Source organism: Streptomyces sp. NPDC058877, assembly GCF_042742855.1.
In the GTDB taxonomy this organism is placed as follows: Bacteria; Actinomycetota; Actinomycetes; order Streptomycetales; family Streptomycetaceae; genus Streptomyces.
In genome coordinates this window covers 1-17,166 of the sequence record NZ_JBHYMF010000031.1, presented here as the reverse complement: position 1 = coordinate 17,166, position 17,166 = coordinate 1, and the positions used below count along the sequence as shown (strand labels likewise).

Sequence of the window (17,166 nt, the reverse complement as noted above, 5' to 3'; positions counted from 1 at the left end):
GGCGGTGTGAGTCACCTCACCCGATTTCTACCGATCCCGTCAGTCCTTCTCGGGTCGATAGACAGCGCCGGGCCGCGCCTCTCCCGGGGCGAGGAGTTCCGGCACCGTCACGAAGGTGAAGCCCCTCCGCTTGAGCTCATCGATGATCGGGGGCACGGCCGGCACGGTCCCGTCGTAGATGTCGTGGAGCAGGATGATCGCGTCCCGGTGCGCGCCGTCGAGGACGCGCTGCCTGATGAGCTCGGAGTCGGTGGTGGAGTAGTCCTTCGCCGTGACGCTCCACAGGACCTGGGCCAGCCCCAGCTCTCGACTCACCTTCGACACCTTGTCGTCGGTACGCCCCTGCGGCGGGCGCATGAGCGTGGGCTTGCGACCGGTGATCCCCTCTATGGCCTCTTGCGTCCGCACCAGCTGGTCACGGATCTCCGGCTCGTCAAGGTCGGTCAGGATCTCGTGCGTCCACGTGTGGTTGGCGATCTCGTGCCCCTCGCCGGCCATCCGCTTGACGACCTCCGGGTAGCGGTCGACGTGTTTCCGACCGAGCAGGAAGAAGGTGGCCGGAACCTGCTTCTCCTTGAGGACGTCGAGGAGCCGAGGGGTGTCCTTGCCGGGGCCCGCGTCGAAGGTCAGGGCTATGCACTTGACCTCGGCGCAGTCGACACGGCGAGGCTCAGCCCCCCTCTTGCCGTCCGTCCCGGCTTCCCCCCGGGCGTCCTGAGGTGTGACCGTATGGACTCCGCAGGCCCCCAAAGTCAACATCAGCGATGCCGTGGCCAGCAGGGCCGTGGTCGCGGCCCTGCGTCGGCCAAGCCTGAATCGGAACATGGTGGACCCGCTTTCCCCGTGACGTCTTCGAAGTGGTCGTTGCCGCTGGTCAGGACGGCAGACATGATCGAAAGAACTCTACACATGGTGTATAGCGGGGTCCTCGGCGGGGTGGTCCGACGGTCCGCGGACACAGGAGAACCCCGGGCGACGCCCGTCCGCGTCACCCGGAGCGTCCTCGCGTTCCCCTCAGCGGGAGGCCAGCAACAGCCGGGCCTCCGTCTCCTGGTCACCGGAAACGGCCTGTAGGGACCGGATGTCGAAGCCCGCGGCCAGCACCTTCTCGACCTCGTCGACAGCACGGTAGCCACCGGTGAGGGTTGCCCCCACCATGTCGGACAAGGAGGTGGGGCCCACCTCTTCGCGCCGTCCGGCAGCGGTGTCGAACGTGGCGGTCCAGACGGTGGTCGCCGGTCCCACGACGACCTGCGGGCTCGGTGTTTCCACGTCCTCCAACTGATAGACGCGGTCAAGAAGCTCGAACACGGCCTGGGCGTCCTCCTGGCAGCAGTCGCTGAGCTGCACGGTGACGTCGGTGTCGATGTGCAAGTCGTACACGTCGCTCATCTCCTCGCGGCCTGCCGATCACTCGTGGCGCCACGCGCCCCTCGCACCGGGCCCTCGTCGCACCACGACTCCAGCATCCCTCCGGAGAAGCCGCACCGCGAGGCCCGCCGGCCGTGTTCGGCGACCTTCGGCGACCCCCCACCGCGCCGGACCCCGAGGCCGCCCGTCCGGACAAGGCCCCAGGAGCCGGGGGAAGCCGAGCGTGACGCCCCCTCGGGGGCCTCGTCCGGCCCTCACCGAGCCGGAACGGCAACCGGGGAACCCGCCCTCCGGTTCCGCTCCTGCACGGCCCGCTGGAGTGGCACCGCGGCCGGGCCCCGGGCGCCCTCGTGTCGACCGCTGCCTCCTGCGTTCCCGTTGCTCCGGCCTCACGAATCGTTCGAACCCCCGGAGGGCGACGCCCCGGGCGTGATCAACCGCCGACCGTGTGCGGGCCATCGCTCGTGAGCGACCGGACGCGGCGTGCCGTCAGAGGGCGCCGCCCTCCGGGAAACCGGGCTGCCGCGCCGCAACACCGAGGTGCTCACCGACCCGGTTGACCAGCAGCGTCATCTCGTACGCCACCTGCCCGATGTCCGCCTCCGCCGCGGTCAGCACGCACAGGCAACTGCCTTCGCCCGCCGCCGTCACGAAGAGCAGGGCGTCGTCGAACTCCACCATCGTCTGCCGCGCCCGGCCCGCCCGGAAGTGCCGGCCGGAGCCCCGGGCCAGGCTGTGCAGGCCGGAGGAGACCGCCGCCAGGTGTTCGGCGTCCTCCCGCACGAGCCCGCTGCTCGCGCCCGTCACCAAACCGTCGTTCGACAGCACCAGCGCGTGCCGTATGTACCCGACCCGCTGGGTCAGGTCGTCCAGGAGCCAGTCCAGTCCCTTGTCCAACGCCATCAGTGTTCTCCCCCCTAGTCGGAACGACCCCGTGGGCGGACCAGAGTGGTCCGCAAGGCCCCGTGGTCCGTACCGTCGTGGTCCGCATATCGCCGCAAGCCTTACGCACTGTCGTGAGCAGGGCAAGCACTGCGCCACACCCGCGCGTGCCGCACCATGGGGACATGACGAGGATGACAGAGGACCAGTGGCGGACCTTCGTGTCCGAGGGGACCCGTACGGGCAAGCTGGCGACCGTCCGGGAGGACGGCAGTCCGCACGTCGTGCCGATCTGGTTCCTGCTCGACGGCGACGACTTCGTGTTCAACACGGGCAGGGGCACGGTCAAGGGCCGCAACCTCGCGCGTGACGGCCGGGTGTCCCTGTGCGTGGACGACGACACTCCGCCGTTCGCCTTCGCGTCACTCAGCGGTCGCGCCGAACTCAGCCGGGAAATGGATGAGTTGCGCTACTGGGCGACCCGCATCGGCGGTCGGTACATGGGACGGGACCGGGCGGAGGAGTTCGGGGAGCGCAATGCGGTCCCGGGCGAACTGCTCGTTCGGGTGAGGATCGAGAAGGTGGTCGCCGAGGCCGGCGTGTCCGACTGAACCCTCGTCACCCCACCCGCCTCCGTGCCCCGCCTCCTCAGCCGACCGTGTCCAAGAGCCTGGCGGTGTGCATCCGCCCCGCGTACTCGACCAGGCGGATCAGCACCTCCTTCCCCGAGTCGCGGTCCCGCGCGTCGCACAGCACCACGGGCGTGCCGCGGTCCAGGTCAAGCGCCCGGGAAACGTCGTGCGCCCCGTAGGTGCGCGCGCCCGCGAAACAGTTGACCGCGACCACGAACGGGATCTTGCGGTGCTCGAAGTAGTCGACCGCCGGAAAGCAGTCCTCCAATCGCCGGGTGTCGGCGAGGACGACCGCCCCCAGTGCGCCCTGGGACAGCTCGTCCCAGAGGAACCAGAACCGGTCCTGTCCCGGCGTGCCGAAGAGGTACAGGGAGAGCCCGGAGCGGATCGTGATGCGGCCGAAGTCCATAGCCACGGTCGTGGTGGTCTTCTGATCGACGCCTCCGGTGTCGTCGACCCGCTCGCCGGCCCTGCTGAGCCGTTCCTCGGTGCGCAGGGGCCTGATCTCGCTGACGGCGCCGACGAGGGTGGTCTTGCCGACGCCGAATCCGCCGGCGACCAGGATCTTCAGGGCGAGGGCGGCATCTGCGCCGTCGCCGGAGCCGGTGTTCTCAAAGCGCTCGTAGGCCATCGATTACTTCCCTCAGGATTCTTTCGTCAGGGAGCTGTGCGGGCGGTACGGGCCGACTGACGCGCACGAAGCCCGATGTGAGGAGGTCGCCGAGGAGGACCCGGACGACTCCGACGGGCAGGTCGGTGTCGGCGGCGAGTTCGGCCACCGACGCGGTCTCCGCCCGGCACAGGGAGAGCAGGGACCGGTGCTCGGGACCGAGGAGCTCCTCCTCGGCCGGCCCCGGCGGGTCGTCGTCCACGACGACCAACGCGATCAGGTCGAACCGGACCGTGTCGGGTCCCGGTCTGGTTCGGCCTCCGGTCATCGCGTACGGACGGACGAGCGGTCCGGCGTCGGCGTCGTACCAGTGGCTTCCCGGTGCCGTCCGGCCGTTGCCCGCACGATCGTCGTTCATGGTGGCCCCTCCCGGTTCAGCCGGCGGCCGACGGGGGAACCGCGAGCCGCGGCGGAGTGTGCAGGTGCTCGCCGACGCGCTTGACGAGGCGGGCCATCTCGTAGGCGATGAGCCCGATGTCGGCGCTCGCGGCGCTGAGGACGGCGAGGCAGGAGCCGTCTCCGGCAGCCGCGACGAAGAGGAAGCCGTCGTCCATCTCGACCATCGTCTGATGGACCCCACCGGTGCCGAACTGCCGGCCGGCCCCCTTGGCGAGGCTGTGGAAGCCGGAGGCGATGGCGGCCAAGTGCTCGGCGTCCTCACGACTGAGTCCGCTGGAGGCTCCGACGGCGAGTCCGTCGTTCGAGAGCACCACGGTGTGGCGGACCTCCCCGACCCGCTGGGCGAGGTCGTCGAGGAGCCAGTCAAGCTCTCCGGACCGGTGGTGCGGGATCCGCTCGTGGTCGATCATGTGTCGTCTCCTTCGGAGCGAGGGTCGGGGAGGGCGTTGCCGGGTCCGGTGTCATGGCCCGTGCCGAGGGGACGTCGGGGGGCCGTGGTGACGCCACCGCCCCGCTGCCAGCCGTCCCGATAGGCCGCCATGCGGTCCCTGACCCGTTCCGGAGTGCGCACATCGGTGCCGGCCGGTGCCGGGGCTGCTGCCGGGGGCAGGACCTCGCGGAGCTGGGGGACGAGGCTCGCCTGTCGTACGCGCCGGGGTAGTTCGCCGTCCGGGGCGTCCTGTCCGGCAGGTTCGGGGCGCCCTGCGGAGCCTCCGCCCGTGGGCGCGGCGGGCGTCCGTTCCGACGGGAGCGGCGGCACGGGGGGTGGTCCGTGCCGGTGCAGTTCGGTGACCCCGATCGGGGGCCGGGTGCCCCCGGGATCCGTACCGGATTCCGGTCGCGCGCCCGGTGGGGGGAGCGCGGTCGGGCGCGTAGGGGGCTGTGGCCGGGTTCCGTCCGCCTGTTGGGGCAGGCGGACGGACGGGCTTCCCGTCGGTGGCGGGGTGGCGGCCCCGCGGCCGGCCCCGGCGGGTGGTGTCGGCCCGCCGGGGAGCCGGGGCGGCGGGCCGCCCCGGTGGGAGGGGTACGGGCCCGGGGGCCGCCCGAAGCGGCGGGCCTCGGCGCGGTGCGCCTCTTCTCGCCCACGCGCGGCGGGTGCGTCCCCGGGGGGACGGTTGCCGATGCGTCCCTCGCCGTCGTTCGCTCGCCCAGTGGCGCGGGCACCGGTGCGCCCTGGGGACGGGGGCCCGGCACGGAGGTTTTCGGGGCCGTTCGCCGGTGTGCCGCGCCCCTGTGCCGCGGTGGCCTGGAGCAGGTCGGTCGGCAGCAGCACGACGGCCGTCGTGCCGCCGTAGGGAGAGGTCCTCAGGTGGACCTTGATGTCGTGGCGGGAGGCGAGGCGGTTGACCACGAAGAGGCCGAGGCGATCGCTGTCGAAGAGATCGAGGGCTTCCGACCGGGCGATGCGGGCGTTCGCCTCGGCGAGCGTCTCCTTGCCCATGCCGAGCCCCCTGTCTTCGATCTCCAGGGCGTAGCCGTTGCCGACGGGTTCCCCCACGACCCGCACCTTGGTGTGGGGCGGCGAGAACTGGGCCGCGTTCTCGATGAGTTCGGCGAGGAGGTGGGTGAGGTCGGCAACGGCTCCGCCGGTGACGGCCGTCTCGGGGAGTCGCCGGACCTCCACGCGCGCGTAGTCCTCGATCTCGGAGACGGCGGCGCGGACCACGTTGCTGAGCGGGACGGGCATGCGCCAGGCGCGGCCCGGGGCGGCGCCGGAGAGGATGATCAGGCTCTCGGCGTGGCGTCGCATGCGGGTCGTGAGGTGATCGAGCCGGAAGAGGTCACCGAGCTCACCGGGGTCGTCGGCGCGCCGCTCCATGTTGTCCAGCAGGTTGAGCTGGCGGTGGACGAGGACCTGGCTGCGTCGGGCGAGGTTGACGAAGACCCCGGAGATGCCGCTGGCGAGCTCGGCGCGCTCGGCGGCAGCGGAGAGGGCGGCTCGATGGACGATGGCGAGGGCCTCGCCGACCTGGCCGATCTCGTCCTGGGAGGAGTGTTCGGGTGGGGCTTCGGCCCGGACGTCGATCTCTTCGCCGGCGCGGAGCCGCCGCATGGCTTCGGGGAGTTTCCGGCGCGCGATGCCCAGGGCGGTGTTGCGCAGGCTGACGAGCTCGACGACGAGGCCACGGCCGATCCGCACGGAGATGACGAGGGAGGCGGCGACGGCCACGAGTCCGAGGACGACCGCTACGCCCCCCGGGGTGAGGGCTCCGCCGTGGAAGGGGTCGGCGCGGTCTGCCGCTGCGGCGCGTGCATCCGCCTCGAATGCGGCGAGGTCGCCGCGCACGGAGGAGACGGTGTCGTCCCAGTCGGCGGAGGGGACGGCCTGGGCGGCGGGACGGCCGGGGGACGCGGCGCTGATCCGGTCTTCGGCGCGGGCGAGTCGGATGTGGTCGGTGCCGGTGGAGAGCCGTTCCCATGCGCCGCGCTCGACGGCGGGCAGGTCGTCAGTGGACGAAGCCGTGAGGACGCGGCGGGTCTGGGCGGCTCCGGAGAAGGCGCGGAGCCGCTCCTCGGTGAACCGACCGGTCAGATGGGCGGAAGTGAGCAGCACGTCCTCGCGGGACAGCATTTCGCCCGCCCGACCGAATTCGAGGAGTGCGCGTGCGTCGGGTGCCTGCTCACCTCCTTGGGCGCGGGTGAGCGCACCGCTGACGGCGAAGGCAGCGGTGACGGCCTCCGTGTACGCGCCGTACGCCCGGTCCCAGTCGGCGCGCCCGTCGAGCGCGGCGGTGCGGAGCCCGGCGAGGCCCTCCGCGGTGCGGACGAAGGTGTTCACCCTGGCGGCGACGTCTCCGGGGAGGCCTCCGGCGTCCCCGACGGTGTGGGTGGGGTCCAGGCGGAGCCGGCCGACGGCCGCATCCGTCCGGCGGATGCGTTCCCTGAGCTCGGTGGCCCGGGTGGCTCCGGGTGCCGCAACCTGTCGGGCGGCGGCTCGCCGTTCGTCCTGGAGGGCGTTGAGGGCCGCCAGCACGGGTTGGTGGACCTCCTCGTCGACACGTTGGGCGTGGCGGAGTGCGACGACGCCCTGGGCGGTGGTCACGGTGGCGAAGCCCCAGAGCGCGAGGAGCGAGACGACCGGGACCATCAGGAGCGAGACGATCTTGGCCCGGACCGTACGCGGGCGCAGCCTCCAGGGGCGGTGGTGGACGCGGTGCCCGGCGGGACGGGCGCTGGAGCGAGCGGTGGCGGCGCGTGCCGGCTCGCTCGGCTCCGCGGGTGCTTGGTGTTCGGGGGGTGGGGAACCTTCGGGGTCCGGTTCGACGGCGGGCTGCCCCGCATGCGCGCGCCGCCCCCGCGCGGCCACCGGTGGTGACGCCTCGGCGTCCTTGTTCTTGCGGGGAGTTCGCATGGCCTCCTCGTTCCGGCTGTGTCTGCTGTGGTGCGGCGTGGCGTGCGTCGGGTGGACGGGGCGGGGCGGGTGCCCGACGGCCCGGGGCCGATCTGCTCCAGTGGCCCGCGGGAAGGGAGTGCCCGGTCGTCCGGGGACGTCGGGCTCGGCCGGCGGCGGGGGTCAGGGCATCGAGGTGCGGGCCGCCGCGGCGGGGAGGCCGGGCGGGGCGGCGTCCACCGCGCCCTCGTACGGTTCGGCGGGGTGTCCGGCGGAGGCGTAGGCGACCCGTTCCGTGGCCGTCGGTGACAGGGCGACGAAGGCGGAGGTGATGAAGAGGTAGGAGCCGAGGCCGACGGCGAGCGGGAAGACGAACTGCATGGCCGTGGCTCCGGGAAGGGGCGCCCCGGAGGGGAGGACCTCGACCCGTACCGCGAACATGCCGGTGTAGTGCATGCTGCTGACCGCCGCCCCCATGACGAGGGAGGCGACGGCCACCGCTGCCGGGGCCCGGATGTGGAGCGCAGCCCAGAGCGCAGCCGTGGCGGCGAGGACGGCGATCAGTACCGAGAGGCTGACGAGCAGCGGGTCGTACCGCACGCGGCCGTGGAGTCGGAGGGCTGCCATGCCCGTGTAGTGCATGCTCGCCACGCCGAGGCCCGTGGTGAGTCCGCCGACCAGGAGCGAGCGGCCCCGGTCGCGCCCGTGGCCGACGGCGAAGACCCCGACGCCGACGACGGTCATCGCGATGACGAGGCTGAGGAGGGTGAGCAGGACGTCGTAGTGGATGTCGGTTCCCGTCACGCCGAATCCGAGCATGGCCACGAAGTGCATCGTCCAGATGCCGGTGCCGATCGCGGAAGCGGCCGTGAGCAGCCAGTTGCGCCGCGATCGCCCGGTTGCGGCGAGCGCCCGTACGGTGCAGCGCAGTCCGAGGGCGGCACCGGTGCAGGCCATCGCGTACGAGAGTGCGGGTGTCAGCCAGCCGAAAGCGGCGTGGTCCAGGTGTCCCATGGCCCAGGGACGGTAGTGCGCATGGAGGGGCGCACTGGGGGCGCATTTCGAAAGCTGGTGGAATGTGACAGGAGGCGACCCCGCACGACCGCGCAGGGCTCGAACGGATGCACAGAAAGTTCACCCCTCCGGGTGCGGGATGATGAGCACATGAGCGATGACCCCCTGCGCGTACGAGAATTCTTCGCTGCCCGCGCCGCTGGCTGGGACCGCAGGTTCCCCGAGGACGGTCCCGCGTACGCCGCCGCGGTGGACGGTCTCGGCCTGCGCCCGGGCGACGCCGTTCTGGACGCCGGCTGTGGGACCGGACGCGCACTCCTGCCGCTCCGGGCTGCCGTCGGCCCCACCGGCACGGTGCTCGGGGTCGACCTCACCCCCGAGATGATCGAGCGGGCCGTCGATGCCGGACGCAGCGGCGAGGACGGCGGAGCCCTCCTGCTCGCCGACGTCGGCAGGCTGCCGCTGCGCGACGGCGTGCTGGACGCCGTCTTCGGGGCGGGTCTCGTCTCCCACCTCCCGGAGCCCGTCGCCGCCCTGCGGGAGCTCGCCCGGACCGTACGCCCCGGTGGCCGGCTCGCGCTGTTCCATCCGATCGGACGGGCGGCCCTCGCCGCACGTCACGGCCGGAAGGTCTCCTCGGACGACCTGCGCGCCGAGCCCCGTCTGCGCGTCCTGCTCGCCGAGGCCGGCTGGCAGCTCGTCGACTACGTCGATGAGGACGCCCGCTATCTGGCCCTGGCCGTCCGCGAAGGCTGAGCCGCCGGCGCGTCGAACCTTCGCACGCGTTCCCACATCCTCATCACGGATGCCAACGCGCCCTTCTTCAACAGCACTTCACTGTCTACCGTGGAGCTGCCGGGCAGTCGTGCCCGGGAAAGGCGGCGAGCCGTGGCACGAGTGACGGAAAGACTGCGCAGACTCCTCCCCTCCGGCCGGAAGGCGCCCGAAGCCCTCGCGCCGGCGTCATCGCGCCCCCGTCAGGGGCACAACCTCTTCGAAGCCGCGGCCGACTACGTGGCCGCCTGCGCCGAAGGCGATCCGGCCCGGGCCGAGGAAGCGGCGGGCCGGGTCTCCCCCGACATGCTCTCCTTCGGCATCAACGAACTGGCCTGTCGGGCCCTGCTCACCCTCGCCAGGGAACGGAACCAACCCCCGGGCGCCATGGCCCGCTCCTTGCTCGGTCTGCGGGAGGTGCCGGCGCCCCGGCACGCGGAGGACACATGACGCACGCGCCCCGAGAACCCGAGGTTTCCCGACGGAGACCCTCGACGAGCGGGTTACCCGCTCGTTAAGGTGCGCCGACGACCAGATGGGGAGGCTGCCGTGGCCGATGCGGACCCGATCGCCGATGCCGATGCCGATGAGCTGTTCGTGCTCACTGCGGCGCTGCTGACGCCCGCACGCTTCCCCAGCGTGCTCGGGGACGACTATCCGGCGGCCTGCGCCGCGCTCGGCCTGTCTCCGTACGCCGAGGGTTACGGACTCGTGTTCGGCCAGGACGGCCTGGGGGCGCGTTGGACGGTGGTGGTCGACGACGTGTCGCTCGTCGCCGTGGCCATCTCCTCCTGGGACTGCGGCATGGCCTACGACCTCTCCCCCGACGAGCGCTCGGTGGTGGCCGGGCTGCCGGGCTGGCCGCTCCCCGTGGCGACCGCGGCCCCGGGCGTCCCGGCTCCGCACGACCCTCCTCCGGAAGAAGGCGCACCGGCTCCGCTGACCCCTCCCTCGGGCGAACGCTGGGGCCCCGCCCAACGACGGCTCGGCGCCGACGAAGTGGCGCTCCAGTGGGCCTCCTGGCGGACCCGGGCGAGCGACGAGGGGACCGACCCGGCCCCGGCGACCGGCCACGGCGGTCCCGTGACGGGAACCAACGGGCCTCTGGCGGGGTCCGGCGAAAACCGCTCGGGAGTCGGCCTTGCCGCTCCGGTGGGCGGTTCCGGCGAGCCGGCTTCCGGTGGGGCGGCTTCCGGTGGGGCGGCTCGGGCTGCATTTCCCGACGATCCCTACAGCGGGGTCAGGAAGGCCTTGGCCGAGCTGCACGGCTATCTGGAGGACCCGCCGCCCGTGGGTCGGGTTCGTTCGTCGGCCGGAGTGCTCCGCGCGGACGGCCCCGGCTGGTCGCTCGTGGCCAAGGCCGACGACATGGCGTTCGTCCTCCTCGACGAGCTGCCGCGCGCGGTGCTGCCCGTGGGGCGCGGGCCCCAGCTTCCGGCCCTCCTCGCTGCGCTGGACGCCATGGCCGTACGCCCCTCCTGAGGCCTTCGCAGACAGTGGGCACCTGCTCGAACCGACCCGTCCCAAGGGGCGGTGCGGCCCCCCCGGCGCTTCGACCCCGACCGGGCCACCGGGCCGCACCCCACCGCAGGTGAGCACGGCGCCCATGGCACTGACCTGCGCACGACCTCGCCGTCGGCACCCGCGTCGCGCCGGACGGCTGTTCCCCTCGCTCATGGCCGCCTCCGACCCGACTCGGCCTCCCCCTCGCGGAGCCCTGCGCCCACCCGGTGCAGATGGCCGAGGGCCTGGCGGTACGAGTCCACGAAACCGGTCTCCGTGTAGGGGACGCCCAGTGCGGCGCAGTGGGCGCGTACGGCGGGCCGGGCCAGGCGGAGGTTCGGGCGGGGCATGCTCGGAAAGAGGTGGTGCTCGACCTGGTAGTTGAGCCCGCCGAGGAACCAGTCGGTCAGGGCACCGCCCCGGATGTTGCGCGAGGTGAGCACCTGCCTGCGCAGATGGCCCCAGTTCTCGCCGTCCGGATGTGCGTCGGGGCGCTCCATGCCCTTGTGGTTGGGGGCGAAGGCCAGGCCCAGGTGAACGCCGAGCGCCATCTGGTGGAGGAGGGCGAACGCCAGCGCCTGGGCGGGGGTCAAGAAGGCGAGCAGGAGCGCCGCACCGCCGGCGAAGTGGGCCAGGATCAGGGCGGCTTCGACGAGCCGCTCGCTCCGGCTCCGGCAGGGGCCGTCCTCCGCGAGAAGGGCCCGGATCCCGTAGGCCTTGAGGGCCATGCCTTCCAGAGTGGTCAGCGGGAAGAACAACCGGGCTTGGTGGCGGGTGAGGAAGCCGCGCAGGCCCCGGCGGCCGAGCGTCTGGTGCTCGGCGAAGACGAGTACGTCGGCGGCGACGTCGGGATCCTTGTCGAGGTGGTTGGGGTGGGCGTGGTGTCGGTTGTGCTTGTCGTTCCACCACTCCCGGCTCATCCCGAGGAAGAGGTTGGCGTGCACGAGCTGGAGGATCCGGCCCGTCGTGCGGTTCGCGGTGATCTGCGCGTGTCCCGCGTCGTGGCCGACGAAGGCGGCGCGCGCGGAGAACAGCGCGAGGGGAAGGGCGAGCGGCAAAGCCCACCAGGAGGGGCCGAGCAGGGCGAGCCCGGCGACCACGGCGGCGGCACCGAGGAGGTTGACGGCAATGCTGCGGGCGTACCAGCCGGGGCGGTGTTCAAGGAGCCCCTGCTCCCTGATCGTGCGCAGGAGCGGGGTGAACTCGCTGCCGTTCCGGGAACGGGCGGACGGCGGGACAGGGGCGGCGGCCGGGGGTACGACGGTTGCCTGGGACATGGTGGGCTCCGAATTCCGTCGGTCGGTGAACGCGGTGCGCCATCGACGGGGGCAGTGGGCGATCGCTGTGCGCCCATGGAGAACGTACGGACCGGCGATCGTCCGGGACCATGGCGCCACCACCCATCCGGGGCAGGGGGGACGTCGGGGGGCGCGGTGGGGCGACCCCCACCCCCAGCGGGAGGGGAAGCACGAGGTCGGCGCACGGGGCACGGGATCCGTGCCGACACCGAGAAGTGACGCGCCTCACCCACGAAGGGGACGCGGGCAGCCCGTCCGTCCCGTACCATCGGCAACTCGGTCTTTCGGTAGTCAAATTTGAGGAATGCGTTGACGCTCTCGTACGGACCCGATGCCCCGACCCACGCCGCCGCTCTGCCCCCCCTCCCCCGCCCTCCCCCGTGAACTCGCCCGGCGCGCCACCGTCTTCCTTCCCGCCGAACCGCCCCGCGCCGGCCGGATCGCCTTCTGGGACCCGGCCGGCGAACCGGCCTTTGCATCCGTGGACCTCTCGCCGGGCACCTGCGTGCTCACCGTCGTGGAAGAGGACGGCATCAGCACCACGACCGTCCCCGTTCACACCCTGTCGGTCCGGGACGCCCTTCCACTGCTCGCCCGAGCCCGCCTCTCGAACACCGGCTCCCCCTCGACCGCCTTCTGGGGAGCCGCCTCCCTGTTGGCCCTGGAACTGGTCGCACGCGGCCTGCTGCTGCCGGGCCTCACCCCGGGCGACCACGACACATGGCGGGCAGGCCCTCTCGGCCCCGGCGAATGGGACGAACTGCGCACCCTCGCCGCGTCGATGCCACCCACCGCCCACACCGTGCCCCTGTCGGACGAGGGGCCGCTCCTCCTCCCCGAACCCGAGGCGCTGCTGCACGCCTTCGTCGACGCCGTGGCCGACACGCTTCCCCGCACACCGGCCGCCCCGCTCGCGGCCGGTGGACCGGCCTTTGCGGCCGACGCCCCGCAGACCGTCCCCGAACAGCGTGCGTGGACGGCCGACTTGGCTGCGGTGCACGACGCAGGCGTTCGACTCTCGCTCCGGCTCGAACTCCCGCACTTCGCCGCGGAGGCCCGGGTGCCCCCCGGTTTCCGGGCCGTGCTCCAACTGCACTCGGTCGCCGACCCGAGCCTGGTCGCGGACGCCGCAGAGGTGTGGTCGGGCGCCCAACGCGTGGGGCCCTCCTTCGGCCCACGGGCCCCGATGGACGCACTCCTCGCCCTTCGGCGTGCAGCACGCGCCTGGCCCCCGCTGTCCCCGCTCCTGTCGGAAGCCGTCCCCGACGCGCTCGAACTCACCGACGAGGAGGTCACGGAACTCCTGGGTCCGGCGACCGGGGCCCTCGAAGCGGCAGGCGTCCAGATCTACTGGCCGCGCGAGCTCACCGACCGGCTGACCGCACGTGCGGTGATCGGTCCGGAGACGTCCGGTGGCAACGCCGACGGGAACCCGACCCTCGGGACCGACATCGCGACCGACATCGACCACCCCGGCGGTGCACGCTCCTCCGGACCGCTCCCGTTACTCGGCGCGGACTCCCTGCTGGCCTTCAACTGGCGCTTCTCGATCGGGGAACAGGAACTCAGCCGAGCCGAACTCGACCGGATCGCCGAAGCCGGCCGCCCCCTCGTCCGCCTGCGGGACCGTTGGGTCCTCGTCGATCCGGCCGAGGCGCGCTGAGCCCGTACCCGGGCCGACCGGGACGGCGGGGTCACGCCGGTGGATGCCCTTGCGGCGGTGCTCACCGGCACGACCGACCTCGACGGGCGCTCCGTCGAGGTGTCGGCGACCGGTTGGCTGGAACGGCTGCGCGAACGACTCGCGGACCCCGCCCGCGGTGGGAGCGAGGTCCCCCAACCCCCGGCGCTCGCCGCGACCCTGCGCGACTACCAGTTGCGCGGACTGAACTGGCTCCACCAGATGACGTCCCTCGGGCTCGGCGGCTGCCTCGCCGACGACATGGGGCTCGGCAAGACCATCACGGTCATCGCCCTGCATCTGCACCGGCAGACCGACCCCACGTCCGCGGGACCGACCCTGGTCGTCTGCCCGACCTCGCTCATGGGCAACTGGCAGCGTGAAATCGAGAGGTTCGCGCCCGGCACACCGGTGCGCCGCTTCCACGGCGCCGCCCGTGACCTGGAGGAACTCCCCGACGGCGGCTTCGTCCTCACCACATACGGCACCATGCGGCTGGACACCGAGCGACTGGCCGCGCAGGACTGGGGCCTCGTCGTCGCGGACGAGGCCCAGCACGTCAAGAACCCGCACTCGGCAACCGCACGCCGCCTGCGGACCATCGGGGCACGCGCACGCGTGGCGCTCTCGGGCACCCCGGTGGAGAACAACCTCTCCGAACTCTGGGCCGTCCTCGACTGGACCACGCCCGGGCTGCTCGGCAGCCTCGGTGCTTTCAGGAACCGCTTCGCCACCGCCGTCGAGGGCGGCCGTGACCCTGCTGCCGCTGCGCGGCTCGCCGCGCTGGTCCGCCCCTTCCTGCTGCGCCGCCGCAAGTCCGACCCCGGCATCGCCCCCGAACTGCCACCCAAGACCGAAACCGACCGGACCGTCTCCCTGACGCCCGAGCAGACCGGCCTCTACGAGGCGGTCGTGCGGGAGACGCTGGCGGCGATCGCGGAGGCCGACGGCATGGAGCGTCGCGGCCTCGTGGTGAAACTCCTCACCGGTCTCAAACAGATCTGCAACCATCCGGCCCAGTACCTGAAGGAGGAAGACCCGAAGATCCGAGGGCGCTCGGGCAAGCTGGAACTGCTCGACGAGCTCCTCGACACCATCCTCGCCGAGGGCGCCTGCACCCTGGTCTTCACCCAGTACGTGGGGATGGCCCGGATCCTGGAAGCGCACCTCGCCGCGCGGGGGGTGCGCACGCAGTTCCTGCACGGAGGCACCCCGGTGGTCGAACGGGAGGCGATGGTGGCCCGCTTCCAGAGCGGCGAGGTACCGGTCTTCCTCCTCTCCCTGAAGGCCGCCGGCACGGGGCTCAACCTGACCCGCGCCGAGCACATCGTGCACTACGACCGCTGGTGGAACCCCGCAGTGGAGGCACAGGCCACCGACCGCGCCTACCGGATCGGGCAGGACCGGCCGGTGCAGGTCCACCGGTTGATCGCCGAGGGAACGATCGAGGACCGGATCTCGGCGATGCTCGACCGCAAGAAGGAGCTCGCGGACACCGTCCTCGGAACGGACGGAGAGGCTTCGCGGGGGCTGACCGAACTCACCGACGCGGAGCTGGCGGAACTGGTACGGCTGCGGGGGGACGGACGATGAGCGGCTACGAGCAGTCACGGGAAGACCACGAGCGGACCTTCGCGGCACTGCCGCCGGCCCGGGGCGGCGGGTTCGCACGGACCTGGTGGGGCCGGGCGTGGACGAAGGCCCTGGAAAACAGCGCGCTCGACGGCCTGCAGCTGAAGGCAGGGCGCCGCTATGCGCGCGCGGGAGCGGTGGGGGCCGTGTCCGTGCGCCCCGGCAGGATCACGGCAGTGGTCAAGGACGAGGACGGCACGGCGTACCGCAGCGACGTGCTGGTGCAGGAGCTCTCCGAGGAGCAGTGGGAACGGCTGCTCGACCTGGTCGTCGACAGTGCCGGACACATCGCGGCGCTCCTGGAGCGGGAGATGCCGCCCCACCTGGTGGAGGACGCGACGGCGACCGGAATCGACCTGCTTCCGGGCGTCGGTGACCTGGAACCGGAGTGCGACTGCGGCGCTTGGGACCACTGTCCGCACACGGCGGCGCTCTGCTACCACGTCGCGCGGCTCCTCGACGAAGACCCGTTCCTCCTCCTGCTGGTGCGAGGGCGTGGCGAACGCGCCCTCGTGGACCAGCTGCGGACGCGCAGCGCCTCGCGTGCCGCCGCACCGCCCGCCCGCACCGCGGGCAAGCCGGGTACCGGGACCACGGAGGGCAGTGGAATGCCCGGCGTGTCCGCCGAAGAGGCGTACGCCGCGGCGTTCCTCCTCCCCCCGCTGCCCGCGCCTCCGGGCGCGCCGCCCGTGCCGGGGCAGCCCCCTTCCCTGGACACGGAGACCCCGCCCGGTCCCGGCGTCGACCCGACGGCCCTTGAGTTCCTCGCGGCGGACGCGGCCACCCGCGCCCACCGGCTCCTGCTCGACCTCGTGGGCCCCGGGGGCGGCCCCGGTGGCACCACGGATCCGACCGAGACGGGTCTGACCGTCGCCCAGGACGCGGCTCGGCTCGCGGCGTGCGGCCCCGTCCCCTGGATCGCGAGGCGACTCGCCTCCGGTTCGGGCAGGTCGAAGGCGGAGCTGGAGCTCGCCGCACGCGCGTGGCGGTTCGGTGGTGCCGCCGCCCTGACCGTACTGGACGAGGAGTGGACACCGGGCCCCGGGGCGCTGGCCCGCGCCGGGGACCGGCTCGCCGAAGCCTGGGCGGACGGCGAACGGCCGGCCCTGCATCGGACGGCCGGCGCCCGCTGGACGGTCACGGGCACCCGCGCACAACTGCGCCTCGACGAGGACGACCGCTGGTGGCCCTACCTGAGATCGGGGTCCCACTGGTCCCCGGCCGGCCCGCCGGACCGCGATCCGGCCACGACGCTGGCGACGGCGTTCGCCGCGGACGCTACTGAAGCGGGCGGCTGAGCGTGCCACTGGTGGCGACGAGGCTGCAGGCCGCCCGGTCCGAGCCGAGGAGGTAGCTCGTCAGGTACGGGTACTGGACGAAGGTGGTCCACCGCGTGCCGACGGGTTGCCGCGCGGCTTTGCTGCGGAGCGGTTCGCCGCAGAGCTCCGTGGCCGCCTCGCGCACCATCTGGTCGGTGGCGTGGGCAACGACGATGCGGGGCCGTGCCACCAGTTCCGCCTGGTGCGGCGCGTCACAGGAACGACGGAAGGCGGTGCCCGGCGCGTCGCGATCGAGGTCGAAGCAGTCCCCGACGCGCATGTCCTCGAAGGAGACGGGACGGCCGGAGGGCCTGCTGCTCGACGGACGCACCGAGGGCGTTGCGGCCTTCGAAGGGGTGTCGCTGCCGGACCGGGACGGCCTCGGAGAGCTCGTGTCCCGAGACCGCCCGGTGCGGTCCGCGAGACCCGTGCCGGTGGGCTCGCCGCCGGGGGCCGAGGGGACCCGGGGCGTTCCGGTGCTCGACGTGTCGGCCGTCCCCGCGCCGATCGGGGCAGGACCGTGCGGTTTCGCTTCGCCGGACGGAACGGGGGACGGCACGCCGACGAGCAGACCCTGCGCACCCTGGCCGGTGCCTACGCCGACCAGCTCGCCCGCAGCCCCGCCGAGGAGATCGGCGACTTCACCCGCACCGCCAACAC

General features: G+C 72.8%; 17 protein-coding genes. 7 read left to right on the top strand and 10 right to left on the bottom strand.

The features are described 5' to 3' along the window. Window positions 1–39: 39 nt before the first annotated feature. The 3 genes from ACFW2Y_RS10305 to ACFW2Y_RS10295 all read right to left on the bottom strand — a co-directional run bounded on the left by ACFW2Y_RS10305 (window position 40) and on the right by ACFW2Y_RS10295 (window position 2,274). Window positions 40–825: a polysaccharide deacetylase family protein gene (locus ACFW2Y_RS10305; protein WP_384876185.1), complete on the bottom strand. Its 786-nt coding sequence runs from the start codon at window positions 823–825 to the stop codon at window positions 40–42. Window positions 826–1,014: 189 nt separating this feature from the next. After that, the gene (locus ACFW2Y_RS10300; RefSeq protein WP_384876183.1) at window positions 1,015–1,392 is read right to left on the bottom strand and encodes a hypothetical protein; all 378 of its coding nucleotides are present in this window, start codon (window positions 1,390–1,392) and stop codon (window positions 1,015–1,017) included. A 468-nt stretch (window positions 1,393–1,860) separates the two neighbouring features. Beyond that, window positions 1,861–2,274 (bottom strand): roadblock/LC7 domain-containing protein, encoded by a 414-nt coding sequence (locus tag ACFW2Y_RS10295; protein ID WP_384876181.1) that lies wholly within the window; start codon window positions 2,272–2,274, stop codon window positions 1,861–1,863. 164 nt (window positions 2,275–2,438) lie between these two features. Between ACFW2Y_RS10295 and ACFW2Y_RS10290 the strand changes: the two genes are divergently transcribed. Further along, a complete protein-coding gene (locus ACFW2Y_RS10290) occupies window positions 2,439–2,864 on the top strand; it encodes a PPOX class F420-dependent oxidoreductase (protein ID WP_384876179.1) in 426 nt (141 codons plus the stop codon). A 37-nt stretch (window positions 2,865–2,901) separates the two neighbouring features. Here ACFW2Y_RS10290 and ACFW2Y_RS10285 read toward each other — a convergent pair whose 3' ends face one another. The 5 genes from ACFW2Y_RS10285 to ACFW2Y_RS10265 all read right to left on the bottom strand — a co-directional run bounded on the left by ACFW2Y_RS10285 (window position 2,902) and on the right by ACFW2Y_RS10265 (window position 8,299). Then, entirely contained in the window at window positions 2,902–3,516 is a 615-nt protein-coding gene (locus ACFW2Y_RS10285; protein ID WP_384876177.1) for an ATP/GTP-binding protein, read from the bottom strand. Then, window positions 3,497–3,913, bottom strand: a complete 417-nt coding sequence (locus tag ACFW2Y_RS10280) for a DUF742 domain-containing protein (RefSeq protein ID WP_384876175.1) — start codon at window positions 3,911–3,913, stop codon at window positions 3,497–3,499. Before ACFW2Y_RS10280 ends, ACFW2Y_RS10285 begins: the two co-directional genes overlap by 20 nt. A 16-nt stretch (window positions 3,914–3,929) precedes the next feature. Further along, window positions 3,930–4,364, bottom strand: a complete 435-nt coding sequence (locus ACFW2Y_RS10275; protein ID WP_384876173.1) for a roadblock/LC7 domain-containing protein — start codon at window positions 4,362–4,364, stop codon at window positions 3,930–3,932. Continuing rightward, window positions 4,361–7,306 (bottom strand): nitrate- and nitrite sensing domain-containing protein, encoded by a 2,946-nt coding sequence (locus tag ACFW2Y_RS10270; RefSeq protein ID WP_384876171.1) that lies wholly within the window; start codon window positions 7,304–7,306, stop codon window positions 4,361–4,363. The genes ACFW2Y_RS10275 and ACFW2Y_RS10270 overlap by 4 nt, the downstream gene beginning before the upstream one ends. A 162-nt stretch (window positions 7,307–7,468) precedes the next feature. Then, entirely contained in the window at window positions 7,469–8,299 is an 831-nt protein-coding gene (locus ACFW2Y_RS10265; protein WP_384876170.1) for an MHYT domain-containing protein, read from the bottom strand. Between the two features lie 150 nt (window positions 8,300–8,449). Between ACFW2Y_RS10265 and ACFW2Y_RS10260 the strand changes: the two genes are divergently transcribed. The 3 genes from ACFW2Y_RS10260 to ACFW2Y_RS10250 all read left to right on the top strand — a co-directional run bounded on the left by ACFW2Y_RS10260 (window position 8,450) and on the right by ACFW2Y_RS10250 (window position 10,555). Then, window positions 8,450–9,055 carry a class I SAM-dependent methyltransferase gene (locus ACFW2Y_RS10260; RefSeq protein ID WP_384876168.1) on the top strand — a complete coding sequence of 202 codons (606 nt, stop codon included), beginning with the start codon at window positions 8,450–8,452 and terminating at the stop codon, window positions 9,053–9,055. A 132-nt stretch (window positions 9,056–9,187) separates the two neighbouring features. Next, complete coding sequence (locus tag ACFW2Y_RS10255; protein ID WP_384876167.1) at window positions 9,188–9,523, top strand: hypothetical protein; 336 nt, start codon at window positions 9,188–9,190, stop codon at window positions 9,521–9,523. 99 nt (window positions 9,524–9,622) lie between these two features. Beyond that, entirely contained in the window at window positions 9,623–10,555 is a 933-nt protein-coding gene (locus ACFW2Y_RS10250) for a hypothetical protein (protein WP_384876165.1), read from the top strand. A gap of 191 nt (window positions 10,556–10,746) precedes the next feature. Here ACFW2Y_RS10250 and ACFW2Y_RS10245 read toward each other — a convergent pair whose 3' ends face one another. Beyond that, window positions 10,747–11,853 (bottom strand): acyl-CoA desaturase, encoded by a 1,107-nt coding sequence (locus tag ACFW2Y_RS10245; protein WP_384876163.1) that lies wholly within the window; start codon window positions 11,851–11,853, stop codon window positions 10,747–10,749. Between the two features lie 352 nt (window positions 11,854–12,205). Here ACFW2Y_RS10245 and ACFW2Y_RS10240 point away from each other — a divergent pair, with 352 nt between their 5' ends. From ACFW2Y_RS10240 to ACFW2Y_RS10230, 3 genes are read left to right on the top strand one after another with little or no spacing between them, the layout of a single operon-like run. Further along, the gene (locus ACFW2Y_RS10240) at window positions 12,206–13,537 is read left to right on the top strand and encodes an SNF2 helicase-associated domain-containing protein (RefSeq protein WP_384876161.1); all 1,332 of its coding nucleotides are present in this window, start codon (window positions 12,206–12,208) and stop codon (window positions 13,535–13,537) included. A gap of 39 nt (window positions 13,538–13,576) precedes the next feature. Beyond that, on the top strand, window positions 13,577–15,148 hold the full coding sequence (locus tag ACFW2Y_RS10235) for a DEAD/DEAH box helicase (protein WP_384876159.1): 1,572 nt from the start codon (window positions 13,577–13,579) through the stop codon (window positions 15,146–15,148). After that, window positions 15,145–16,485: an SWF or SNF family helicase gene (locus ACFW2Y_RS10230; protein ID WP_384876157.1), complete on the top strand. Its 1,341-nt coding sequence runs from the start codon at window positions 15,145–15,147 to the stop codon at window positions 16,483–16,485. The genes ACFW2Y_RS10235 and ACFW2Y_RS10230 overlap by 4 nt, the downstream gene beginning before the upstream one ends. Here the strand turns inward: ACFW2Y_RS10230 and ACFW2Y_RS10225 are convergent. Next, window positions 16,466–16,786: a hypothetical protein gene (locus ACFW2Y_RS10225; protein ID WP_384876155.1), complete on the bottom strand. Its 321-nt coding sequence runs from the start codon at window positions 16,784–16,786 to the stop codon at window positions 16,466–16,468. The genes ACFW2Y_RS10230 and ACFW2Y_RS10225 overlap by 20 nt on opposite strands. Between the last annotated feature and the right edge of the window lie 380 nt (window positions 16,787–17,166).

What these genes read in the sequence shown, in the direction of transcription:
- ACFW2Y_RS10305 (WP_384876185.1), bottom strand. Translation starts at nt 825, where the DNA reads ATGTTCCGATTCAGGCTTGGCCGACGCAGGGCCGCGACCACGGCCCTG.
- ACFW2Y_RS10300 (WP_384876183.1), bottom strand. Translation starts at nt 1,392, where the DNA reads ATGAGCGACGTGTACGACTTGCACATCGACACCGACGTCACCGTGCAG.
- ACFW2Y_RS10295 (WP_384876181.1), bottom strand. Translation starts at nt 2,274, where the DNA reads ATGGCGTTGGACAAGGGACTGGACTGGCTCCTGGACGACCTGACCCAG.
- ACFW2Y_RS10290 (WP_384876179.1), top strand. Translation starts at nt 2,439, where the DNA reads ATGACGAGGATGACAGAGGACCAGTGGCGGACCTTCGTGTCCGAGGGG.
- ACFW2Y_RS10285 (WP_384876177.1), bottom strand. Translation starts at nt 3,516, where the DNA reads ATGGCCTACGAGCGCTTTGAGAACACCGGCTCCGGCGACGGCGCAGAT.
- ACFW2Y_RS10280 (WP_384876175.1), bottom strand. Translation starts at nt 3,913, where the DNA reads ATGAACGACGATCGTGCGGGCAACGGCCGGACGGCACCGGGAAGCCAC.
- ACFW2Y_RS10275 (WP_384876173.1), bottom strand. Translation starts at nt 4,364, where the DNA reads ATGATCGACCACGAGCGGATCCCGCACCACCGGTCCGGAGAGCTTGAC.
- ACFW2Y_RS10270 (WP_384876171.1), bottom strand. Translation starts at nt 7,306, where the DNA reads ATGCGAACTCCCCGCAAGAACAAGGACGCCGAGGCGTCACCACCGGTG.
- ACFW2Y_RS10265 (WP_384876170.1), bottom strand. Translation starts at nt 8,299, where the DNA reads ATGGGACACCTGGACCACGCCGCTTTCGGCTGGCTGACACCCGCACTC.
- ACFW2Y_RS10260 (WP_384876168.1), top strand. Translation starts at nt 8,450, where the DNA reads ATGAGCGATGACCCCCTGCGCGTACGAGAATTCTTCGCTGCCCGCGCC.
- ACFW2Y_RS10245 (WP_384876163.1), bottom strand. Translation starts at nt 11,853, where the DNA reads ATGTCCCAGGCAACCGTCGTACCCCCGGCCGCCGCCCCTGTCCCGCCG.
- ACFW2Y_RS10240 (WP_384876161.1), top strand. Translation starts at nt 12,206, where the DNA reads ATGCCCCGACCCACGCCGCCGCTCTGCCCCCCCTCCCCCGCCCTCCCC.
- ACFW2Y_RS10230 (WP_384876157.1), top strand. Translation starts at nt 15,145, where the DNA reads ATGAGCGGCTACGAGCAGTCACGGGAAGACCACGAGCGGACCTTCGCG.
- ACFW2Y_RS10225 (WP_384876155.1), bottom strand. Translation starts at nt 16,786, where the DNA reads ATGCGCGTCGGGGACTGCTTCGACCTCGATCGCGACGCGCCGGGCACC.